Below are 20,203 nucleotides of genomic sequence, written 5' to 3' on the forward strand. Positions count from 1 at the left end.
GCTGCCGCGCGGCGCAAACGGGCATTAGGCGGTGACAGCGGCCCCTGCCGTGGCTATGGTTCAGGCCGAGCAGTCCCCGAAAAAACCCGCGGAACCCCACGCGAATCCCCATGACCCAAGGCACGGCAGGCGCGATCCAACCCGAAGGCTGGACAGCCCGGCGCATCCGCCTGATGCACCGGCTGGCGGCGCGCCTTGCCACGCAGGCGCGCCCTGCAACCGGCTTTGTCAGCCAGCCCGAACCCAAGACCATCGGATCCTTCGCGCGCGGCAAGCAGCTTTGCGCCGGCAACTTCCTGTTCGCGGGTTATCTGGTCGAAGCGAAGGCCCCTACTGATTCAAAGGTCTGGCCCTTGTGGGACCTGCCGATGCCCGCCCCGGCCTTCGAGGAGGCGCTGCACGGTTTCGCCTGGCTCGACGATCTGGCCGCCGTCGCCGATGGCCCGGCGCGGGCCCGGGCGCAGGCCTGGACCTGGGACTGGATCACCCGCTTTGGCCGGGGGCGCGGGCCGGGCTGGACGCCGGACCTGACCGGGCGGCGGCTGATCCGCTGGATCAACCACGCGCTCTTCTTGCTCAACGGGCGTGAGAGGGCCGAGGCGGATGCCTATTTCCGCAGCCTCGGCCAGCAGACCATCTTCCTGGCCCGCCGCTGGCACACCGCCCGCCCGGGCCTGCCGCGGTTCGAGGCGCTAACCGGGCTGATCTATGCCGGCCTGTCGCTGACCGGGATGGAACGGCATGTGGGGCCCGCGGCCAATGCGCTGGCCAAGGAATGCGCCAGCCAGATCGACGCGCAGGGCGGCATCCCGACGCGGAACCCCGAGGAACTGCTGGAGGTCTTCACCCTGCTGACCTGGGCCGCGGCGGCGCTGGCCGAGGCGGGGCGCAGCCCGCAGCCTGCGCATCTGCAGGCCATCGAGCGGATTGCGCCGACGCTGCGGGCGCTGCGCCATTCCGATGGCGGGCTGGCGCGCTTCCACGGCGGCGGGCGCGGCACCGAGGGGCGGCTGGATCAGGCGCTTGCCTCGGCCGGGGTGCGGGCGGTTCCGGCAGAGGGGCCCTCGATGGGCTATATCCGGCTCGCCGCGGGGCGCAGCACGGTGATCGTCGATGCCGCGCGGCCTCCGGTGGGGGCGGCGTCCTCCAATGCCCATGCCTCGACCCTGGCCTTCGAGCTGACCTCGGGCCGCCGTCCGTTGGTGGTGAACTGCGGCTCGGGTGCGGGCTTCGGCCCCGACTGGCACCGCGCCGGGCGGGCGACGCCCAGCCACTCGACGCTGGGGATCGAGGGCTTCTCCTCGGCCCGGCTCGGCACGGACGGGCTGGTCCTGAAGGGCGGGCGGCGCCTGCTCGGCGACGCGCCGGGCGAGGTTCGGGTGGATCTGGAGCATGGCGAGGATGGCATCCGCCTGATCGCCGGCCATGACGGATACGCCCCGACCCACGGCATGACCCATGTGCGCGAATTGCTGCTGGACACCACCGGCCGTGTGCTGCGCGGCGAAGATACGCTGGGGGCGCTGACCTCGGCGCATCGGCGACGGTTCGATGTGCTGATGGATCGCACCGGGCTGCAAGGCATCCCCTTCGACATCCGCTTCCATCTGCATCCCGATGTGGATGCGGCGCTGGACATGGGCGGCACCGCAGTGTCGATGGCGCTGAAAAGCGGCGAGATCTGGGTGTTCCGCCATGACGGCACCGGCGCGCTGCGGCTGGAGCCTTCGGTCTATCTGGAGCGGGGTCGGCTGAAGCCGCGCGGGACGCGGCAGATCGTTTTGTCAGCGCGCGTGATGGATTATGCCTGCCAGATCGGCTGGACCTTGGCGAAGGCACAAGATACCCCCGCCGCCATCCGCGATCTGGAACGCGACGACACCACCCATTTCTGAAGGAAGCCTCCTGTGACTGATGCCGTGACCGATCTTGTGCCCCTGCGCCGTGCGCTGATTTCCGTTTCCGACAAGACCGGGCTGGTGGAGTTTGCCCGGGCGCTGGCGGCGCGGGGGGTGGAGCTTCTGTCCACCGGCGGCACCTCGGCGCTGCTGCGGGCCGAGGGGCTGAGCGTGCGCGATGTGGCCGACGTGACCGGCTTCCCCGAGATGATGGATGGCCGGGTCAAGACCCTGCATCCAGCGGTGCATGGCGGGCTGCTGGCGCTGCGCGACAATGTCGAGCATCAGGCGGCGATGGCCGAGCATGAGATTGATCCCATCGACCTGCTGGTGGTCAACCTCTACCCGTTCGAGGCGACGGTGGCGAAGGGTGCCGACTATGACACCTGCATCGAGAATATCGACATCGGCGGCCCGGCGATGATCCGCGCGGCGGCGAAGAACCATCTGTTCGTCAACGTGGTCGTGGATGTTCAGGATTATGCGGCACTTCTGGCCGAGCTCGACGCAAATGACGACCGCACCAGCCTTGGCTTCCGCCAGCGGCTGGCGCAGGCGGCCTATGCCCGCACTGCGGCCTATGACGCGGCGGTCAGCACCTGGATGGCGGCGGCGATTGGCGAAGGCGCACCGCGCCGCCGCGCCTTTGCCGGCACGCTGGCCCAGACCCTGCGCTATGGCGAGAACCCGCATCAGTCGGCGGCCTTCTACACCGATGGCAGCGGCCGCGCCGGGGTGGCCACTGCCAAGCAATGGCAGGGCAAGGAGCTGTCCTACAACAACATCAACGACACCGACGCCGCGTTCGAGCTGGTGGCGGAGTTCGGCGGCGACGCACCCGCCTGCGCGATCATCAAGCACGCCAACCCCTGTGGCGTGGCGACGGGGGCCACGCTGCTCGAGGCCTATACCCGCGCCTATGACTGCGACCGCACCTCCGCCTTTGGCGGGATCGTGGCGCTGAACCGTCCGCTGGATGCGGCGACGGCGGAAGAGATCGCCAAGATCTTCACCGAGGTGGTGATCGCCCCCGGCGCCGATGCGGCGGCGATGCAGGTGTTTGCGGCCAAGAAGAACCTGCGGCTGCTGACGACCGAGGCGCTGCCCGATCCGGCGGCGCCGATCCTGACCTTCCGGCAGGTGGGCGGCGGGTTCCTGGTGCAGGGCAAGGACAATGGCCGAATTGCCCTCGATGACCTGAAGGTGGTGACCAAGCGCGCCCCGACCGAGGCCGAGCTGGCCGACATGCTGTTCGCCTGGCGGGTGGCCAAGCATGTGAAATCGAACGCCATCGTCTATGTGAAGGACGGTGCCACCGTCGGCGTCGGCGCGGGGCAGATGAGCCGCGTCGATTCGACCCGCATCGCTGCCCGCAAGGCCGAGGACATGGCCGAGGCGCTTGGCCTTGCCGAACCGCTGACCCGTGGCTGCGTGGCTGCGTCGGATGCGTTCTTCCCCTTCGCGGATGGCGTGGAAGTGCTGGCGGCTGTCGGGGCGACGGCCGTGATCCAGCCGGGCGGGTCGATGCGCGATGCCGAGGTGATTGCCGCCGCCGATGCCGCGGGGCTGGCGATGGTCTTCACCTCCATGCGCCATTTCCGGCACTGAGGGGCGAGGGGATGGCACAGGCCAAAACCAAGTCGATGCGGGCGGTGATCTGGACGGCGGCGGTGATCTTCGTGCTGGACCAGCTGTCGAAATACATCGTGGTCCATCTGATGCAGCTGGACCGCAAGTTGCAGATCGACGTGCTGCCGCCCTGGCTGCAGTTCCGCATGGCGTGGAATCAGGGCATCAACTTCGGCCTGTTCGCCAATTCGGCCGACATCATGCGGTGGGTGCTGATCGCGCTGGCGCTGGCTATCTCCACCTGGGTCTGGATCTGGATGCAGCGCGAGCCGCAAGGGGTCCGCGCCCGCATCGCCGCCGGGCTGCTGATCGGCGGCGCGCTTGGCAATGTGCTGGACCGGGTGCTGTATGGCGCGGTGGCCGACTTTCTGAACATGAGCGTGCCCGGCCTCGCCAACCCGTTCTCGTTCAACGTGGCCGATATTGCGATCTTTGCCGGCGCGATCGGGCTTGTGCTCTTTGCCGGCGAGGGCAAGGATGCAGCCAAGGCGCGCGGCAAGCGGGGCTGATGCGGGGCCAAGATGCCCCCGTGACGCGGGCCATGACATGCGCTAAGACGAGCCCGGCGCTAAGTGGGGCCGGGAACTGCAAGGGGGAAGGCCGATGCGGGCGAAATTTGGCATCATCGTGATTGCGGGCGCGACCCTGTTGTCGCTGGCCGCCTGCGGTGACCGCAATGGCGTCCCCGAGCTGATGAACCTGCGCCAGAAGGGCGCGGGCGCCGACGAGTTCGGCATCCTTCCGACCAAGCCGCTGGAACTGCCAGGGGATGTGGCCGCCCTGCCGGAGCCGACGCCCGGCGGCAGCAACCGCACCGACCCGACCCCCGAGGCGGATGCCGTGGCCGCGCTTGGCGGTAATCCTGCAGCGCTTGGCCGTACCGGCGTGCCGGCGGGCGATGGCGGGCTGGTAGGCCACGCCGCGCGCTTTGGCACCTCTCCCGCGATCCGCGCGCAGCTTGCGGCCGAGGATCTGGACTATCGCCGCCGCAACGATGGCCGGCTGCTGGAGCGGGTGTTCAACGTGAACATCTACTACAAGGCCTATGAGCCCTTGTCGCTGGACCAGTATGCCGAGCTGGAGCGCTGGCGCGCGATGGGCGTGCGCACCGTGGGCGCACCGCCAAAGGCCGTCGAAGCCGCGCGCTGAACCGTCACTGCCGCTCACTTCCGCGTCACCCGTCTTGCGCCGTGCCGGCTTAGGGCTAGGGTGCGGGCCAGACGACCCGGACCTGGAAGGATAGCGGAATGTGGATCAGGCATCTTGCGGCGATGGCGCTGGCCTTGCTGGTGGCGGCACCCGCGGTGGCAGAGGATGTGACCACCTTCACGCTTGAGAACGGGATGGAGGTCGTGGTGATCGAGGATCACCGCGCCCCGGCCGTCACGCACATGGTCTGGTACCGGATCGGCGCCGCGGATGAGCAGCCGGGCGTGTCGGGCGTCGCGCATTTTCTGGAACACCTGATGTTCAAGGGCACTGACGATATTGCGCCCAAAGAATTCTCGCGGATCGTGGAGGCGAATGGCGGGTCCGACAACGCCTTCACCTCGCAGGACTACACCGCCTATTTCCAGCGCATCGCCGCCGACCGGCTTGGCCTGGTGATGGAGATGGAAGCGGACCGGATGCGCGATCTGATCCTGTCCGAAGAGGATGTGGTGACCGAACGCGCGGTGATCCTGGAAGAACGCAGCCAGCGCACCGACAGCGACCCGGCCGCGCTGTTCGCGGAACAGCGGATGGCGGCGCAGTTCCTGAACCATCCCTACGGCATCCCGATCATCGGCTGGCGGCATGAGATGGAGCAGCTGAGCCTGCAGGACGCGCTGGACTGGTATCGCCTCTACTACGCACCCAACAATGCGATCCTCATCGTCGCGGGTGATGTGGACCCGGCCGAGGTGAAGCGGTTGGCCGAAGTGCATTATGGCCCGCTGGAGCCCTCCGCCAATCTGCCCGAACGCACCCGCACCAGCGAGCCGCCGCAGCTGGCGGAACGGCGCATCGAATATTCCGACCCTCGCGTGGCGCAGCCCTATGTGGTGCGCACCTATCTGGCACCAGAGCGGAACGCCGGCGCGCAGGAGCAGGCCGCCGCGCTGACGCTGTTGGCCGATCTTCTGGGCGGGAACCAGCAAACCTCGGTCCTGGGCCGCAAGCTGAGCTTCGATACGCAGGTCGCGCTTTACACATCGGCCTTCTACGATGCGGTGTCGCTGGATGCCTCGACCTTCGGGCTGGCCATCGTGCCGGCGCCGGGGGTGGGTCTTGCCGAGGCCGAGGCGGCGCTGGATGCCGCGCTGGCGGAGTTCCTTGAGGAAGGCGTCGATCCGGCGCAGTTCGAGCGGATCAAGACCCAGATCCGCGCCGATGAGATCTATGCCCGCGACAGCGTCGATGGCCTCGCTCGCCGCTATGGCGCGGCCCTGACATCCGGCCTGACCGTGGCCGATGTGCAGGCCTGGCCGGAGGTGCTGGAGGCGGTGACGGAAGAAGACGTGATGGCCGCCGCCGCCGAAGTGTTCGACAAGCGCCGCGCCGTGACCGGCTGGCTGATGCAGACCGAGGCTGGCGGCGCGCCGGATACGGCTGGGCCCATGCCCGACCCGGCTGCGGCCGACCCTGTGGAGGTGATGCAATGATCCGCGCCCTGTTTGCGGCCTGCGCCGCGCTGATGCTGGCCGCCCCCGCCGAGGCCGTGGAGATTCAGGAAATCACCTCGCCCGGCGGGATCGAGGCCTGGCTGGTGGAGGATCACTCGATCCCCTTCGTCGCGCTGGAACTGCGGTTCCGTGGCGGCGCCAGCCTTGATGCGCCCGGCAAGCGCGGCGCCATCAACCTGATGACTGCGACAATTGAGGAGGGCGCGGGCGATCTGGATGCGCAGGGCTTTGCCGAGGCGCGCGAGGCGCTGGCCGCGACCTATCGCTTCAGCGTGGGCGATGACACGCTGTCGGTCTCTGCCCGGATGCTGACCGAGAACCGCGATGCGGCGGTGGACCTGCTGAAACTGGCGCTGACCGAGCCGCGGTTTGATACTGATGCGGTGGAACGGGTGCGCGGGCAGGTGCTGTCGGGCCTGCAATCTGACGCGCAGGACCCGGGCACGCTTGCGGGCCGCGCCTTCGACGCGCTGGCCTTTGGCGCGCATCCCTATGCCACGGCGCCGGATGGAACGCTGGAAAGCGTCGCGGCGCTGACGCGCGAGGATATCCTGGACGCCAAGGCCCGCACCATCGCCCGCAACCGGGTGGTGGTGTCGGCGGTCGGCGACATCACCGCCGAGGATCTGGGCCTGTTGCTCGACAATCTGCTGGCCGATCTGCCCGAGACCGGCGCGGCGCTGCCCGGCGAGGCCGAAATGGGCCTGACCGGCGGCGTGACGGTCGTGGATTTCGACACGCCGCAATCGGTGGTGGTGTTCGGGCATGAGGGGCTCAAGCGCGACGATCCCGACTTCTTCCCGGCCTATATCCTCAACCAGATCCTCGGCGGCGGCGGCTTCTCCTCGCGGCTGATGCAAGAGGTGCGCGAGGCGCGGGGGCTGACCTATGGCGTCTATTCCTACATCGTGCCGCGCGATCATGCCGAAACCTGGCAGGGCAGCTTTGCCTCGTCGAACGACCGGGTGGCCGAGGCGATCGAGGTGGTGCGGGCGGAATGGGTGAAGGCGGCGGAGGGCGGCGTGACGGAGGCGGAGTTGGAGGCGGCGAAGACCTACCTGACCGGGTCCTACCCGCTGCGGTTCGACGGCAACGGCCAGATCGCCGACATTCTGGTGGGGATGCAGCTGGATGATCTTCCGGCCGATTACGTCAACACCCGCAATGCGGAGGTGGAGGCGGTGACGCTGGAGGATATCGCCCGCGTGGCGGCGGAGCGGTTGCAGCCCGAGGATCTGCGCTTCGTGGTGGCGGGGCGGCCGGTGGCGCTGGAAGCCTCGAACTGACAGCCGAGGGCATGGCCGAATCTATAGGGCCATGCTAATTCTGGTGGCATGAACGCCCCCACCCCCCATATGTCCCTCCCGCGCCCGGTGATCCGCCAGCTGGATGAGGGGGCCGTGAACCGCATCGCCGCCGGCGAGGTGGTCGAGCGCCCCGCCTCTGCGGTGAAGGAGCTGGTGGAAAACGCGCTCGATGCCGGGGCGCGGCGGATCGAGGTGGCCTATGCCGATGGTGGCAAGACGCTGATCCGGGTGACGGATGATGGTTGCGGGATGACTGCTGCCGACCTGCCGCTGGCCCTCTCGCGCCATGCCACGTCGAAGATCGACGGGTCCGACCTGCTGGCAATCCACAGCTTCGGCTTTCGCGGTGAGGCACTGCCCTCGCTGGGGGCCGTCGGGCGGCTGACCATCACCTCGCGCGCCGAAGGGGCCGAGGCGGCGCGGATCGCGGTGTCGGGCGGGCGGGCGGAGGGCGTGCGGCCCGCGGCGCTGAGCGGCGGCACGGTGGTGGAGCTGCGCGACCTCTTCTACGCCACCCCCGCGCGGCTGAAATTCCTGCGCGGCGACCGGGCAGAGGCGCAGGCGATTGCCGATGTGGTGCGGCGGCTGGCGATGGCAGAGCCCTATGTCGGCTTCACCCTGCGCGACGAGACGGGGGGCGAGGGACGGGTGATCCTGCGCGCCGATGCCGAGCAGGGGGAGCTGTTCGGGGCCTTGCAGGCAAGGCTTTCCCGCATTCTGGGGCGCGAGTTTGCCGACAACGCGCTGCCGATTGACGCCGAACGCGAGGGGCTGCGGCTGACCGGCTTTGCGGCGCTGCCGACCTATTCGCGGGGCGCGGCGGTGGAGCAGTTCCTGTTCGTGAACGGCCGCCCGGTGCGGGACAAGCTGCTGATCGGGGCGTTGCGGGCGGCCTATATGGATTTCCTGTCGCGCGACCGACACCCGGCGGCGGCGCTGTTCCTGACCTGCGATCCGCAGGCGGTGGATGTGAACGTGCATCCCGCCAAGGCCGAGGTGCGGTTCCGCGAGCCGGGGAATGCGCGGGGGCTGATCGTTTCGGCCCTGCGCCATGCGCTGGCGGGGGCGGGGCATAGGGCGTCATCTACCGTGGCGGGGGAGACGTTGGGGGCGATGCGGCCGGAAATCATCGGCGCGCCAAGGGTTTACCAGATGGACCGGCCCTCGATGGGCGCGGTGCGGACGGCCTGGGAGTTTCAGGCACCGCAGCCGACCCTGGCACCGGAACTGGCCGAGGCCTCGGCGCGGTATGAGGTGCCGGAGGCGGCCCCGGTCGCGCTGCCGCTGGGCGCGGCGCGGGCGCAGCTGCATGAGAATTACATCATCGCCCAGACCGAGACCGGCATCGTGATCGTCGATCAGCACGCGGCGCATGAGCGGCTGGTTTATGAGCGGCTGAAGGCGCAGCGGGCGGGCAGCGGCGTGCCGGCGCAGGCGCTGCTGATCCCGGAAATTGTCGAGCTATCCCAACATGATGCATCGCGGCTGCTGGAGTTGGCGCCGGAGCTGGCCACGCTGGGGCTGGTGCTGGAACCGTTCGGGGGTGGCGCGGTCGCGGTGCGGGAAACGCCAGCAATTCTGGGCGTGATCGATGCTGCGGCGCTGATCCGGGACATTCTCGATGAGCTGACCGATCTGGGCGACAGCCAGCAATTGCAGGCGCGGATCGACGCGGTGCTGAGCCGGATGGCCTGCCACGGCTCGGTGCGGTCGGGGCGGCAGATGCGGCCCGAGGAAATGAACGCGCTGCTGCGCGAGATGGAGGCGACGCCGCATTCGGGCCAGTGCAACCACGGCCGCCCGACCTATGTGGAACTGAAGCTGGCGGATATCGAGCGGCTGTTCGGGCGTAGGTGAGAAAAGCCGCGCAAGCCTTTGGGGCGGCGCGGTTTTCGGGATACAGAAGCTATGCAGAAACCATGCGGTTTTTATGCATCCGATTTGCCGCCACTCACCGCGCTCAGATCCTGAAGAACGGCTGCGCAAGGCGCGGGATCAGGCTGCGGAAGCGCAGGGGCGCGTCGGTCGCGGCGAGGCAGATGCAGGGCAGGCCGGCTTCGGCGGTGGGGGTGTGCTGCACCGCCTCATCGGCAATCTCGACATCGCCGGGGCCGAAGCGGCCATCCTCATCCCGGAAGGCGCCTTGCAGGACCAGCGTCAGCTCGCGCCCGCGGTGGCCGTGGTCGGGCACGGCGGCACCGGCGGGGATATACAGCAGCCGGGCGCTGGCGCCGCGGTCGGTGCGCAGGATCGCCTGACGCACGCCCATGCCCACCGGGCGCCAGCGCACGGCAGCCAGATCGCCGCCGACGTAATCTTGCAGCGGGGCGGGGAACAGGCCACCGGCTTTGCGCACCCGCTCTGTCGGCGGGCCAGCGGCGATGCGGCGGAGCGTGGCTTGCAGGCTGTCTTCGGCAAGGTCCGCCGTTTCCAGCGCACCCAACAGCGAGCCGCCCACGGCCTCATAGGCCTCGGACCGGGCGCGGCAGTCGTCGCAGAGCGACAGATGGACGGCGACGACAAGGCTGAACGCCTCGGGCAGGGTGCCGGCAGCATAGCCCATCAGAAGATCGTCGGTGAGGTGATGTTGAATGGTCATGGTGGTCATTTCAGTTCATGGCGCAGGCGATCCAGCGCGAGCCGAATCCGGGATTTGATGGTGCCGAGCGGGAGGCCGGTGGCCGCCGCAATCTCGGTATGGGTGCGGTCGCCGAAATAGGCCTGCTCGATCAGTTCGCGTTGCTTGGGCGGAAGCTGGGTCAGCGCGGCGCCAAGGCGGGCGCTGTCTTGCCGCTGGGCCAGAACATCGGCCTGATCGGGCTCATGGTCCGGGCCCCATGTCAGGTCTTCGGGCTCTGGTCGCCGGGCGCGGCGCAGCGCGTCGATGCGGCGGTTGCGGGCGATGGTGAAGATCCATGTCGCCACGCTGGCGCGGGCCGGATCGTAGAGATGCGCCTTGTGCCACAGCGTCGCCATCACGTCCTGCGCGCATTCCTCGGCCAGCGTGGCATCGGCGCCGGATTTCATCAGGAACGCCTTCACCCGCGGCGCGAAATGCCGGAACAACGCGGCAAAGGCGGCGTTGTCGCGGGAATCGCGCACCCGCAGCAGCACGGCGCTCCAGTCGATGTCATCAGTTGCAGGCTGCACGGTCGGCTTTGTCTCCGCGATCGGGGCAGTCGGGATGGGACGCGCCCGGCGCGGGGCGGCCCTTACCCTGCCAGTGTAGGCAGGGCGCGGCGGGGATGCATCCGCAAAGTCGAGGGTGAGGGCATCGGTCAACATGAGGCTGTTACGCGGCAGCGCGGCGGCTGGATCACCCGGCCCTAGAAATGCCGCGCTGCAGGGGCGCCGAGTGATCCGCGGCGGGTGACCCGGCGTAGCCTTGTGATAGCCAGATGACCGGAGTGCCGAATGCCGTTTGAACACTTGCCCGCCCCGCCCCGCCGCATCGCCGTGATCGGTGGCGGCATCTCAGGGATGGCGGCGGCGCACCGGCTGGCGGCGGATCACCGGGTGACGCTGATCGAGGCTGCCCCGCGGCTGGGGGGCCATGCGCGCACCGTGCTGGCGGGGCGCCGCGGCGATCAGCCGGTGGATACCGGGTTCATCGTGTTCAACGAGGTGAACTATCCGCATCTGTGTGCGCTGTTCGCGGAACTGGATGTGCCGATCGCGAAAAGCGACATGAGCTTTGGCGCGTCGATCGACGGGGGGCGCTTTGAATACGGGCTGAAATCGCTGGGCGCGGTCTTCGCGCAGAAGCGGCGGGCAGCGGACCCTCGGTTCTGGCGGATGCTGCGCGACATTATGCGCTTCAACCGCGAGGCGCTGGCGGCGGCGGATGATCCGGCCATGACCATTGGCGGGCTGCTGGACAAGCTGGGCACCGGGCCGTGGTTCCGCGATTACTACATCACCCCGCTGTCGGGCGCGATCTGGTCGACGCCGACGCGGGGGATCCTGGAGTTTCCGGCGCAGGCGATGCTGCAATTCTTCCGCAACCATGCGCTGCTGAGCCATACCGGCCAGCACCAGTGGTTCACGGTGCGCGGCGGGTCCATCGAATATGTGCGGCGGTTGGAGGCTTCCTTGCGCGAGCGGGGGGTGCAGATCCGCACGGGCGCCTCGGTGGCGGGGGTTCGGCGGCCCGGCTATGGCGCCGAGGTGCGGATGGCGGGCGGCGAGTGGGAACTGTTCGACGAGGTGGTGATGGCGGTGCATTCCGACGATGCGCTGGCGCTGCTGTCGGATGGCTCGGGCCCCGAACGCGCGGCGCTGTCGGCCATCCGCTATCAGCCGAACGAGATGGTGCTGCACTCGGATGAAAGCGTGATGCCCAAGCGGCGGGCGGCCTGGGCCAGCTGGGTCTATACCGAGGAGGCGGGGCAACCGGCGGAACGGATCGACCTGACCTACTGGATGAACTCCTTGCAGCCGATCCCGATGGATGACCCGCTGTTCGTGACGCTGAACGGGCGGCGCAAGATCAGTGAGGCGCTGATCCATGACACGGCGACCTTCCGGCACCCGGTTTATGACCTGGCAGCGCTGGAGGGTCAGGCCCGCGTTCGGGCGCTGAATGGCACGAACCACAGCTGGTTCTGCGGGGCATGGATGAAGAACGGGTTTCACGAGGACGGGATCGCGAGTGCGGTCGAGGTGACGGACGGCATCGCGGCGCAGGCGCTGAGGGCTGTGGCATGACGGTGGAGCATGTCCGCGGCCAGACCTACCATGCGCGGCATGGCGGGCCGGCGAATGCCTTCCGCTATGGGGTGGACTATGTGCTGCTGGAGGATGCCGAGGCGCCGGTCGCCGGGCCGCGGCTGTTCTCGCGGGGCCGGGGCAATGTGGCATCGGTGCAGGACCGCGACCATGGCGGCGCGCCGGGGCGGGGGCAGGGCGCGGTCTGGGTGCGCGAGGTGCTGATGGCCGAGGGTGTCTTCGTGCCGGGGCTGCGCATCGGGCTGCTGACCCAGCCGCGGCTGCTGGGGCATGTGTTCAACCCGGTGTCGTTCTGGCTGTGCCGGGATGGGGAGGGCGCCTTGCGCGCCGTGGTGGCCGAGGTGACGAATACCTTTGGCGACCGGCACAGCTATCTGTGCGTGCGGGGCGGGCTGGAGCCGATCCGGCCCGAGGATGAGATCGTGGCGACGAAGGTGTTCCACGTCTCGCCGTTTCAGGATGTGGCGGGGGAGTATCGGTTCCGCTTCGACATCGGGGCGAAGCGGGTGGGGGTCTGGATCGACTACCACAATGGCAAGGGTGGGGTGCTGGCGACGCTGACGGGCAGGCGGGTGCCGCTGACCAATGCGGGGCTGCTGGGCGCGCTGCTGCGGCGGCCGTTTGGCAGCAGGCGGGTGCTGGCGCTGATCCATTGGCAGGCGCTGAAGCTGTTCGTGAAGGGCGCGCGGTATCGGGACCGGCCGCTGCCCCCCGTGGAAGAGGTGACGCGGTGATGGGGTTTGTGCTTGGGGCCGCAGCGGCGCTGCTGCTGGTCTGGCTGCGCGGGCGGCTGGCGGGCTTCGCTGCGCAGCGCAGCGGGGACTATGCCGGGGGGCCGGCGCTGGATATCCGCGCGGCGCTGAACGGGCCGCTGCTGTGTGAGGGCGTGATCTACGGGCCGACGGGGCGGGCGAAGTCGCGCTTTGTCGGCGAGTTCGACGCGCAATGGCAGGGCGCGACCTGCCGGATGGCCGAGGTGTTCCGCTATGAGGGCGGGGCGGTGGATCGGCGCGACTGGGTTCTGCAGCTGGGCAATGACGGCGCGATCAGCGCGACCGCGCCGGATGTGCTGGGGCGCGGCACCGGGCGGCAGCAGGGCAGCGCGGTGGTGCTGCGCTACAAGATCCGCCTGCCGCAGGATGCCGGCGGGCATGTGCTGTCGGTGACCGACTGGATGTATGCGACGCCGGGCGGCAGCATCGTCAATCGCAGCCAGTTCCGCAAATGGGGGGTGCTGGTGGCCGAGCTGGTGGCGACGATCCGCAAGGCACCTGCTGAGGGCACGGCATGAGCGTGAAGGGCCAGCGCTGGTGGCTGGTCGGCGCCAGCGAGGGGCTGGGCCGCGAGCTGGCCCGCCAGATGAGCGCGGCGGGGGCCGAGCTGGTGCTGTCGGCGCGCAGCGGGGCGCGGCTGGAGGCGCTTGTGGCAGAGCTGCCGGGCCCGGCGCGGGCGCTGCCGATGGATGTGGCCGATATGGGTTCGGTGCGGGCAGCGGCGGCGGAGGTCGGAGAGATCGACGGGCTGGTCTGGCTCGCCGCGACCTATTGGCCGATGGCGGCGCAGGATTGGGACGCGGACCGCGTGGCGCAGATGTGCGACGTGAACCTGACCGGCTGCGCAAGGGTGCTGGGGCAGGTGGTGCCGGGCTTCGCGGCGCGCGGGCGCGGTCATCTGGTGCTGACCGGCTCGCTGGCGGGCTATCGCGGGCTGCCGGGCGCCATCGGCTATGGCGCGTCGAAGGCCGGGGTGATGGCGCTGGCCGAGGCGATGCAGGCCGACCTGCGCGGGTCTGGCGTGAAGGTCCAGTTGGTCAACCCCGGCTTCATCCGCACGCGGCTGACCGACCTCAACGATTTCGACATGCCGTTCCTGATGGAGCCCGAGGAGGCCGCTGCGCGGATCCTGAAGCACATGGGCACAAAGCGCTTTGCGCTGAGCTTTCCGAGGCGCTTCGCGGCGCTGTTCCGGCTGGGGCAGTTTTTGCCGGATGCGCTGTGGTATCGGATCATGGGGTAGGGCGGGCCCTGTCGTCATCCTTCAAGAAATCGTCCCCGCATCCGGCTATCCATCGAGGAACCGTGAAGGAAAGGGACCAGATGATTTTCCGATACAGCATCCTCTATGTCGCAGAGGTCGCAACCGCGCTGGAGTTCTACGAACGCGCCTTCGGGCTTCGGCGGGGGTTCCTGCATGAGTCGGGCGACTATGGCGAGATGGACACCGGCACGACCCGGCTGGCGTTCTCGTCGCGCAAGCTGATGACCGAACTTGGCAAGTCTCCAGGCCGGGCCGATCCCGGGGCCCCGGTGTTCGAACTCGCCTTCGAGACCGAGGACGTGCCAGCGGCCCTGTCGCGCGCGATCTCGGCCGGGGCGGTTCTGGTGCAGGACGCCCGGGAGGAGCCCTGGGGCCAGACAACCTCCTATGTCAGCGACCCGGATGGCTACCTGGTGGAGCTCTGCTCGCCGGTCCAGTTGCCAAGCGCCGGCTGACCCAGCAGCGTGAGCGTCTCGCCGTCGCGCTGCAACTGGCGGGGGGTCTTGCCGAACCAGCGCAGCAGCTCGCGCGTCATATGGGCCTGATCGCTGAAGCCGCAATCGGCGGCGATGGCGGCCAGAGGCGATGGGCCGCCCAGGTGCCGGGCAGCCTGCCGCGCCCGCGCCAGAAGCCGCCAGTAATCCGGTGGTGGCAGATCCAGCCGGTGAAACAGCCGTTGCAGGCTGCGCAGCGACAGGCCCAGATCGCCGGCAACCGCCGCCGCACCTGCGCCGGGCCGGCACAGCGCGCGGATCGCGTGATCGGCGTCGCCCGAAAGCGCCAGATCGTTGCGGATGATCGCCCCGGCCTGATCGGGTTGGGCTTCGATGGCGCGCAGGGCGTTCGCGGCGATCCGCGCGCCCGGGCGCAGCCGGTAGCCCTGCACTGTGGTGCCGGCGGGCAGGGCCGCCAGCCGGGGGCGCAGATCGAACGAGGTCAGCCGGACTTCGGGGCGCTGACCGGCGCGGCGGAGGATCAGCACATCGCGGCACCCGTCAGGATAGACCGATGCCAGCGTGTCGCGGGGGACGTCATGCGCCCAGGGCTGAAACTCGTCTTCCTGCATCTTGCCCCGGATCCTATCGCGCACCGATGGCCACGGCCAGCCCCACCCTACTCCCCTTGCACCCGCCCCCAGTTTGCCCGAGGGTCGCCCCCAACCAAGGGAGGCCACCAATGCTGCAGATCAGCCCCGAGAAGATTGCCCATGTGATCGTGCGTGCGCGCGAGCTGGATGCCAAGGTCGGCAGCTGGGACAGCCCCGGCGACAGCGTGGATTCGGACTCCATTCTCGAGGCGCGCTCGGGCGATGCGACCGAGCAGGAGCTGCGCGCCTTCATCGGCGAGATGAACGTGGATGAGCAGGCCAGCCTTGTCGCGGTGATGTGGATCGGCCGCGAGACCTATGGCGCGGATGAGCTCGATGAGGCGATGGACACCGCCCGGGCCGAGGCCTCGGCCCCGACCGCGGATTACCTGCTGGGGGTGCCGCTGCTGGCGGATTACCTTGAGGACGGGCTCGATGCGCTGGGGATTTCGGTGGAGGATGCCGAAGACGGGGTTCTGTAGCGCCGCCGACAGGCGCCGGGGGTTTCACACCCCCGACCCCCGTGGGATATTTCCGCCAGCAAGAAGGGGGCTGTGGCTGGGCCGAGCCTCGGTTACAGCGCCGCGGACTGGCGGTTGAACTCGGCTTTGGCGCGGCCCCAGACGCCTGCGTCCAGCGCGGGCAGGGCCAGCAGCGAGGGTAGCAGCTGCGCGGCGTAATCAAGGCTCGATTCCACCGGCAGCAGCGAGGGCAGGTTGTCGATGGCGGTCACGTCCAGCACCGGGTCTGCGGCCACGCGCAGGGCGGGCGCGGCCCAGTCGGTGGTGCGGTCATAGACCTTGATGGGCGAGAAATCCGAGGTCGGGTCGCAGGCGATATCGCCGATGACGCTCAGCGCGCGGGGGGCGTCGATGGCCGAGGCGGGCACGAAGACCGGGCCGCCGGGCCGGGCGAGGATGCAGTTCAGGAAGATCTCATGCGCCAGCAGCTCGGGGAAAGGGCCGCCATGGGCGGTTTCGGCCATGTCCCAGCGGGTGACGGGCAGGCCGAGCGCGGTGCAAAGGTCCGCCGCGCCGGTGCCGACGCGGCCAAGCGCGCCGATGATCAGGGCGCGGGGGGCGGCGCCGGCGAGCTCGGCCGCCAGATCCTTTAGCAGCGCCGTCTTGTCCGCGTAGCGCGAGAGGGGGCCGCAAAGCGCGCCCTGCTGCTGCGCCGCCCAGCATTTGAGCGCGACGGCGGCGCCGGCATAGCCCGCCCAGTAGCCGAAGGCGGCAACGCGGCGCCCGGCCCCGTCCACCAGATATTCGAGGTCATAGAGCGTGCCGCCCCCGGCGCGGAACCGGCGCAGCAGCACCTGTCCGGCGGGCTGGCCCTTGTAGGCATGGCCGAACAGGATGTGGCGATGGGTGAGGGGGCTGCCATCCTCGGGCAGTTCCTTGAGCCCGAAGATGATCGCATCCGCCGGGGCCTCGGGCCAGGAGGCCTCGGCCGCAATCTCGCAGCCCGCATCGATGTATCCCTGCAGCGGGATCGCGCGGACAGAGCTTTGCTCGACCGTCACCCGCAGCCCGGCGGCGATCAGCGCGGCGGCACCCTCGGGCGTCAGGCCGACGCGCTCTTCATTCGGGCGTTGCTCGGCCCGCACCCACAGATGTGTCATGTCATCCCCCGCAATTGGCTGGCGCAGGAGTAGGCCAGCGGCCGGGGCGGAGCAAGCCGGGCGGCGGTATCAGGCCTGCGGCCGAAGCGACGGGCTGGCGCGGGTCAGGCGGTAGCCCTGTCTCTGCGCCCTTGCGCGAAGGGTCTCGGCGGCAAGGCAGGCCTCGCGCAGGTTGGCATACCAGGAGATGCGGGTGCAGCCCTGGCGCCCGGCCGCGCCGGTTTCGCGCAGCAGGGTATATTCGCCAAAGAGGTTGTCGATGATTTCCACCCGCACGAAGCGGGCGCGCAGGTCGTTGCGGCGGCGGTGCAGGAGAATGTCGATCATCGGCGCGGTCCCTTCGGGCTTGGGTGGCCTTGGAATCACAGCGCGCGCCCGGCTGCAAGCGAAGGGGAGGGGGCTGTCTGCCCCCTCTTGGCGCTGTGCGCCAATTCACCCCCGAGGATATTTGGACAAGGCAAAGGGCAAGACCGCCTTCTCCCTTTGCCTTGTTGCAAATATCCCGGGGGCGCGCGCCGCAGGCGGGCGGGGGGCAGAGCCCCCCAGCGACCTCAGTCCCAGATCACGTCGCCGAGGAAGATGTAGCCGGCGCCATAGATGGTCTTGATCAGCCGCGGGTTCTTGGGATCCTCGCCCAGCTTGGTGCGCAGGCGCGAGATGCGCACGTCCATCGCCCGGTCAAAGCTGTCGCCTGCCGCGCCGCCAAGGCTTTCTTGCATCTGCGCGCGCGAGATCAGGCGTTTGGGGGCGTCGAGGAACAGGCGCAGCACCTCGCCCTCGGCATGGCTGAAGGGCACTTCGGTGCCATCCTCGGCGACCAGGACATAGCGGTCGAACTCTGCGGTCCAGCCGGCGAAGCGGGCGGTGCGGGGGCTGCGGTCAGTTTCGGGCCGGCCCTTGCGCAGGCGGGCGCGGATGCGGGCGACGACTTCGGCGGGGTCGAAGGGCTTGATGATGTAATCGTCCGCCCCCAGTTCCAGCCCCGTCACCCGGTCCTGCACCTGCGCGCGGCCCGAGATGATGATGATCGCCGCGCCGGATTCCAGCGCGAGACGGTGGACCAGCGCCAGGCCGTCGCGGTCGGGCAGGCCCAGATCGACGAGGCAGACATCGGGGGCGGTGCGTTTCAGGGCCGCCTCGAATTCGGTGGCGCGGGAGAAGCAGGTGGTGCGGAAGCCGGCCTCGACCAGCGCGTCCGACAGCATCCGCCGAATCTCGGGCTCGTCATCGAGAATGGCGACATGCGGGGGGCGGGCGGGGGGCAGGGTCATGCGGCCTCGGCTGTCAGGAAGGCCGCCAGATCGGCGGGCGTGAAGGGTTTGCCGAGCACCGGGCAAGGGGCGGCGCGGCGCAGCGCATCGCCCGCGGGCAGCGAGGTCATCAGCAGCAGGCGGGCGGGGTGGGCCTGCGCCTGCAGGGCGCTGGCAAGATCCACGCCGGTCATGCCGCCGGGCAGGCCGATGTCCGACAGCACGAGGCCGAGGCCCGGCAGCGCCGCAAGCTCCAGCGCCTCGGCGGCGCTGGCGGCTTCGATGACGTTATGGCCAAGGCCGCGCAGCATCTCGCGCACGTCGGTGCGGATCTCGTCGCGGTCCTCGACCAGCAGCACCAGCAGCGGGTCGGGGGCCTTGGCGGCGCGGCGCAGCGGCAGGCGCAGCACCACCCGGGCGCCGCCGCTGCCGCGGTTCTCCAGCCGGACCGAGCCGCCGGACAGCTTGGCATGGTCATAGACCATCGACAACCCAAGGCCCGATCCCTCGCCGCCCTTGGTGGTGAAGAACGGATCCAGGCCATGTTCCAAGGCCGCGGCAGAGAAGCCGGGGCCCGAATCCTCCACCACCAGATCCAGCCAGGTGTCGCGCACGGCGCGGGCGGCGAGTTCAATACTGCCGGGGCGGGGGCCGATGGCATCCTTGGCGTTGAGGACGAGGTTGAGGAGGGCGTCTTGCAGCGAGCCGGCATCCAGCAGGAACGGCCCCGACAGGCCGCCATCGGAGACAGAGAGGCTCACCGCCTCGGGCAGGGCAGGCCCGGCCATCGTGGCAAGGTCGCGCAGGAAGGGGCCGAGGCGGGTGGGCTGCGGGCGCAGCTCTCGCGGGCCGGAGATGGAGGCGATGCGGTCAAGCAGGGTGCCGCCGCGGCGGGCGGCGGCGAGGGTCGCGCCCACCAGCTCCTCCGCGCCCTGGGGCAGGGCCGGCATCCGCGCCAGCCGCCCCTGCAGGCCAAGTATAATCGTCAGGAGGTTGGCAAAATCATGCGCGAGGCCCGAGGTCAGCTGCGCCGCCAGCTCTCGCTTGCCGGTCTGCGACAGCGCGGCGCGGGCCTGGGTTTCGGCGGTGACATCGGTGGAGAGGATATAGACGCCGTTCACCGTGCCGTCGCTGCCGGTGTCGGGCGTCAGCGCGATGCGGATGCGGCGGCCCGAGGGCGCGTGGGTGATCTCATAGACATGCGCCTCGCCGGCCAGCGCCCGGTCTATGCCCGGCATGATGCGTTCGGCAGCGTCGGGGCCAAGCGCTTCGGTCATCGGGCGGCCGACGATATCGGAAAGGCTGCCCGGCATCACCGAGGAGAGGCGGCGGTTGGAGAAGGTATAGCGGCGGTCGCGGTCGATATGCGCGATATGGGCGGGGGTCATTTCGGTGACCAGACGGGTGCGCGCCTCGATCTCCGTCAGCTCGCGCTTGGCTTCCTCCAGCGCGGCGTTCATCGCTGCAAGCTGCCGGTTCGCCTGCGCCAGTTGCTCGGCATGGGCCAGAAGCTGGGCGGACAGGTCTTCGGAGCGGGCCCGCAGCAGTTCCTCCTGCCGCTTGATGCTGGTGATGTCGGTATAGACGGTGACCCAGCCGCCCTGCGACAGCGGCGAGCCTTCGACCGAGATGGTGCGGCCATTGGCGCGGGTGCGTTCCATGTAATGCGGCTGGAAGGCGCGGGCCTGATCGACGCGGGCCTGCACCTCTGCCTCCACATCCGTGGCGGGCCCGTATTCGCCGCGCTGCACCAGATAGCGGATGGTTTCGGCAAAGGAGGTGCCGGGCAGCGTGAGCGCATCGGGCAGGTCGAACATCACCTGATATTGCCGGTTGCAGACCGCCAGCCGCAGGTCGCGGTCGAAGATCGACAGCGCCTGCTGGATCAGGTTCAGGCCCGCGCCTGTCAGTTTCTGAAGCTCGTCGCCTTGCATCATGCTGCGGCTTCCTCCCCGAAGCCTGAGTGATGGCTAGCACCCG

General features: G+C 69.3%; 20 protein-coding genes. 13 read left to right on the plus strand and 7 right to left on the minus strand.

Translation table 11 applies throughout. From position 1 onward, the window contains the following. Positions 1-173 precede the first annotated feature (173 nt). The 7 genes from Q8S30_RS15810 to mutL all read left to right on the plus strand — a co-directional run bounded on the left by Q8S30_RS15810 (position 174) and on the right by mutL (position 9,357). Positions 174-1,895, plus strand: coding sequence for a heparinase II/III family protein (locus tag Q8S30_RS15810; protein ID WP_305667039.1), 1,722 nt, complete (start codon positions 174-176; stop codon positions 1,893-1,895). A gap of 24 nt (positions 1,896-1,919) precedes the next feature. Continuing rightward, positions 1,920-3,506, plus strand: coding sequence for a bifunctional phosphoribosylaminoimidazolecarboxamide formyltransferase/IMP cyclohydrolase (purH, locus tag Q8S30_RS15815; protein ID WP_305667040.1), 1,587 nt, complete (start codon positions 1,920-1,922; stop codon positions 3,504-3,506). A gap of 35 nt (positions 3,507-3,541) precedes the next feature. After that, entirely contained in the window at positions 3,542-4,036 is a 495-nt protein-coding gene (gene lspA, locus Q8S30_RS15820; RefSeq protein WP_305667041.1) for a signal peptidase II, read from the plus strand. Between the two features lie 94 nt (positions 4,037-4,130). Then, positions 4,131-4,676: a DUF3035 domain-containing protein gene (locus tag Q8S30_RS15825; RefSeq protein ID WP_305666985.1), complete on the plus strand. Its 546-nt coding sequence runs from the start codon at positions 4,131-4,133 to the stop codon at positions 4,674-4,676. Between the two features lie 98 nt (positions 4,677-4,774). Further along, the gene (locus Q8S30_RS15830; protein ID WP_305666986.1) at positions 4,775-6,172 is read left to right on the plus strand and encodes a pitrilysin family protein; all 1,398 of its coding nucleotides are present in this window, start codon (positions 4,775-4,777) and stop codon (positions 6,170-6,172) included. Next, positions 6,169-7,479 carry a pitrilysin family protein gene (locus Q8S30_RS15835; RefSeq protein WP_305666987.1) on the plus strand — a complete coding sequence of 437 codons (1,311 nt, stop codon included), beginning with the start codon at positions 6,169-6,171 and terminating at the stop codon, positions 7,477-7,479. Before Q8S30_RS15830 ends, Q8S30_RS15835 begins: the two co-directional genes overlap by 4 nt. A gap of 48 nt (positions 7,480-7,527) precedes the next feature. Continuing rightward, a complete protein-coding gene (mutL, locus tag Q8S30_RS15840; RefSeq protein WP_305666988.1) occupies positions 7,528-9,357 on the plus strand; it encodes a DNA mismatch repair endonuclease MutL in 1,830 nt (609 codons plus the stop codon). A 103-nt stretch (positions 9,358-9,460) separates the two neighbouring features. Here the strand turns inward: mutL and Q8S30_RS15845 are convergent, their stop codons facing one another. Next, entirely contained in the window at positions 9,461-10,108 is a 648-nt protein-coding gene (locus Q8S30_RS15845) for a ChrR family anti-sigma-E factor (RefSeq protein ID WP_371135536.1), read from the minus strand. After that, complete coding sequence (locus tag Q8S30_RS15850; RefSeq protein WP_371135537.1) at positions 10,105-10,650, minus strand: sigma-70 family RNA polymerase sigma factor; 546 nt, start codon at positions 10,648-10,650, stop codon at positions 10,105-10,107. The genes Q8S30_RS15845 and Q8S30_RS15850 overlap by 4 nt, the downstream gene beginning before the upstream one ends. A gap of 264 nt (positions 10,651-10,914) precedes the next feature. On the opposite strand from Q8S30_RS15850, the gene Q8S30_RS15855 reads away from it, so the two are divergent. The 5 genes from Q8S30_RS15855 (at position 10,915) to Q8S30_RS15875 (ending at position 14,720) form a co-directional block, all read left to right on the plus strand. Further along, positions 10,915-12,207 (plus strand): NAD(P)/FAD-dependent oxidoreductase, encoded by a 1,293-nt coding sequence (locus Q8S30_RS15855; protein ID WP_305666991.1) that lies wholly within the window; start codon positions 10,915-10,917, stop codon positions 12,205-12,207. Further along, positions 12,204-12,962, plus strand: coding sequence for a DUF1365 domain-containing protein (locus tag Q8S30_RS15860; RefSeq protein ID WP_305666992.1), 759 nt, complete (start codon positions 12,204-12,206; stop codon positions 12,960-12,962). The genes Q8S30_RS15855 and Q8S30_RS15860 overlap by 4 nt, the downstream gene beginning before the upstream one ends. Beyond that, positions 12,962-13,519, plus strand: a complete 558-nt coding sequence (locus Q8S30_RS15865) for a DUF3833 family protein (protein ID WP_305666993.1) — start codon at positions 12,962-12,964, stop codon at positions 13,517-13,519. Before Q8S30_RS15860 ends, Q8S30_RS15865 begins: the two co-directional genes overlap by 1 nt. Continuing rightward, positions 13,516-14,244, plus strand: a complete 729-nt coding sequence (locus Q8S30_RS15870; RefSeq protein WP_305666994.1) for an SDR family oxidoreductase — start codon at positions 13,516-13,518, stop codon at positions 14,242-14,244. The genes Q8S30_RS15865 and Q8S30_RS15870 overlap by 4 nt, the downstream gene beginning before the upstream one ends. Before the next feature lie 80 nt (positions 14,245-14,324). After that, positions 14,325-14,720 carry a VOC family protein gene (locus Q8S30_RS15875; RefSeq protein ID WP_305666995.1) on the plus strand — a complete coding sequence of 132 codons (396 nt, stop codon included), beginning with the start codon at positions 14,325-14,327 and terminating at the stop codon, positions 14,718-14,720. On the opposite strand, the gene Q8S30_RS15880 is transcribed toward Q8S30_RS15875, so the two are convergent. Next, on the minus strand, positions 14,672-15,355 hold the full coding sequence (locus Q8S30_RS15880) for a helix-turn-helix domain-containing protein (RefSeq protein ID WP_305666996.1): 684 nt from the start codon (positions 15,353-15,355) through the stop codon (positions 14,672-14,674). The genes Q8S30_RS15875 and Q8S30_RS15880 overlap by 49 nt on opposite strands. 86 nt (positions 15,356-15,441) lie before the next feature. Between Q8S30_RS15880 and Q8S30_RS15885 the strand changes: the two genes are divergently transcribed. After that, positions 15,442-15,834, plus strand: a complete 393-nt coding sequence (locus Q8S30_RS15885; RefSeq protein ID WP_305666997.1) for a DUF3775 domain-containing protein — start codon at positions 15,442-15,444, stop codon at positions 15,832-15,834. Between the two features lie 92 nt (positions 15,835-15,926). Here the strand turns inward: Q8S30_RS15885 and Q8S30_RS15890 are convergent, their stop codons facing one another. The 4 genes from Q8S30_RS15890 to Q8S30_RS15905 all read right to left on the minus strand — a co-directional run bounded on the left by Q8S30_RS15890 (position 15,927) and on the right by Q8S30_RS15905 (position 20,160). Then, a complete protein-coding gene (locus Q8S30_RS15890) occupies positions 15,927-16,973 on the minus strand; it encodes a saccharopine dehydrogenase (protein ID WP_305666998.1) in 1,047 nt (348 codons plus the stop codon). Positions 16,974-17,042: 69 nt separating this feature from the next. Continuing rightward, on the minus strand, positions 17,043-17,300 hold the full coding sequence (locus Q8S30_RS15895; protein WP_305666999.1) for a WGR domain-containing protein: 258 nt from the start codon (positions 17,298-17,300) through the stop codon (positions 17,043-17,045). Between the two features lie 224 nt (positions 17,301-17,524). After that, positions 17,525-18,244, minus strand: a complete 720-nt coding sequence (locus tag Q8S30_RS15900) for a response regulator transcription factor (protein WP_305667000.1) — start codon at positions 18,242-18,244, stop codon at positions 17,525-17,527. Next, positions 18,241-20,160, minus strand: coding sequence for a PAS-domain containing protein (locus Q8S30_RS15905; RefSeq protein ID WP_305667001.1), 1,920 nt, complete (start codon positions 20,158-20,160; stop codon positions 18,241-18,243). Before Q8S30_RS15905 ends, Q8S30_RS15900 begins: the two co-directional genes overlap by 4 nt. Positions 20,161-20,203: the final 43 nt, after the last annotated feature.

Source organism: Frigidibacter sp., from assembly GCF_030695035.1.
Lineage (GTDB): Bacteria > Pseudomonadota > Alphaproteobacteria > Rhodobacterales > Rhodobacteraceae > Frigidibacter.

What these genes read in the sequence shown, in the direction of transcription:
- Q8S30_RS15810 (WP_305667039.1), top strand. Translation starts at nt 174, where the DNA reads ATGCACCGGCTGGCGGCGCGCCTTGCCACGCAGGCGCGCCCTGCAACC.
- lspA (WP_305667041.1), top strand. Translation starts at nt 3,542, where the DNA reads ATGCGGGCGGTGATCTGGACGGCGGCGGTGATCTTCGTGCTGGACCAG.
- Q8S30_RS15825 (WP_305666985.1), top strand. Translation starts at nt 4,131, where the DNA reads ATGCGGGCGAAATTTGGCATCATCGTGATTGCGGGCGCGACCCTGTTG.
- Q8S30_RS15830 (WP_305666986.1), top strand. Translation starts at nt 4,775, where the DNA reads ATGTGGATCAGGCATCTTGCGGCGATGGCGCTGGCCTTGCTGGTGGCG.
- Q8S30_RS15835 (WP_305666987.1), top strand. Translation starts at nt 6,169, where the DNA reads ATGATCCGCGCCCTGTTTGCGGCCTGCGCCGCGCTGATGCTGGCCGCC.
- mutL (WP_305666988.1), top strand. Translation starts at nt 7,528, where the DNA reads ATGAACGCCCCCACCCCCCATATGTCCCTCCCGCGCCCGGTGATCCGC.
- Q8S30_RS15845 (WP_371135536.1), bottom strand. Translation starts at nt 10,108, where the DNA reads ATGACCACCATGACCATTCAACATCACCTCACCGACGATCTTCTGATG.
- Q8S30_RS15855 (WP_305666991.1), top strand. Translation starts at nt 10,915, where the DNA reads ATGCCGTTTGAACACTTGCCCGCCCCGCCCCGCCGCATCGCCGTGATC.
- Q8S30_RS15860 (WP_305666992.1), top strand. Translation starts at nt 12,204, where the DNA reads ATGACGGTGGAGCATGTCCGCGGCCAGACCTACCATGCGCGGCATGGC.
- Q8S30_RS15865 (WP_305666993.1), top strand. Translation starts at nt 12,962, where the DNA reads ATGGGGTTTGTGCTTGGGGCCGCAGCGGCGCTGCTGCTGGTCTGGCTG.
- Q8S30_RS15870 (WP_305666994.1), top strand. Translation starts at nt 13,516, where the DNA reads ATGAGCGTGAAGGGCCAGCGCTGGTGGCTGGTCGGCGCCAGCGAGGGG.
- Q8S30_RS15875 (WP_305666995.1), top strand. Translation starts at nt 14,325, where the DNA reads ATGATTTTCCGATACAGCATCCTCTATGTCGCAGAGGTCGCAACCGCG.
- Q8S30_RS15885 (WP_305666997.1), top strand. Translation starts at nt 15,442, where the DNA reads ATGCTGCAGATCAGCCCCGAGAAGATTGCCCATGTGATCGTGCGTGCG.
- Q8S30_RS15890 (WP_305666998.1), bottom strand. Translation starts at nt 16,973, where the DNA reads ATGACACATCTGTGGGTGCGGGCCGAGCAACGCCCGAATGAAGAGCGC.
- Q8S30_RS15895 (WP_305666999.1), bottom strand. Translation starts at nt 17,300, where the DNA reads ATGATCGACATTCTCCTGCACCGCCGCCGCAACGACCTGCGCGCCCGC.
- Q8S30_RS15900 (WP_305667000.1), bottom strand. Translation starts at nt 18,244, where the DNA reads ATGACCCTGCCCCCCGCCCGCCCCCCGCATGTCGCCATTCTCGATGAC.
- Q8S30_RS15905 (WP_305667001.1), bottom strand. Translation starts at nt 20,160, where the DNA reads ATGATGCAAGGCGACGAGCTTCAGAAACTGACAGGCGCGGGCCTGAAC.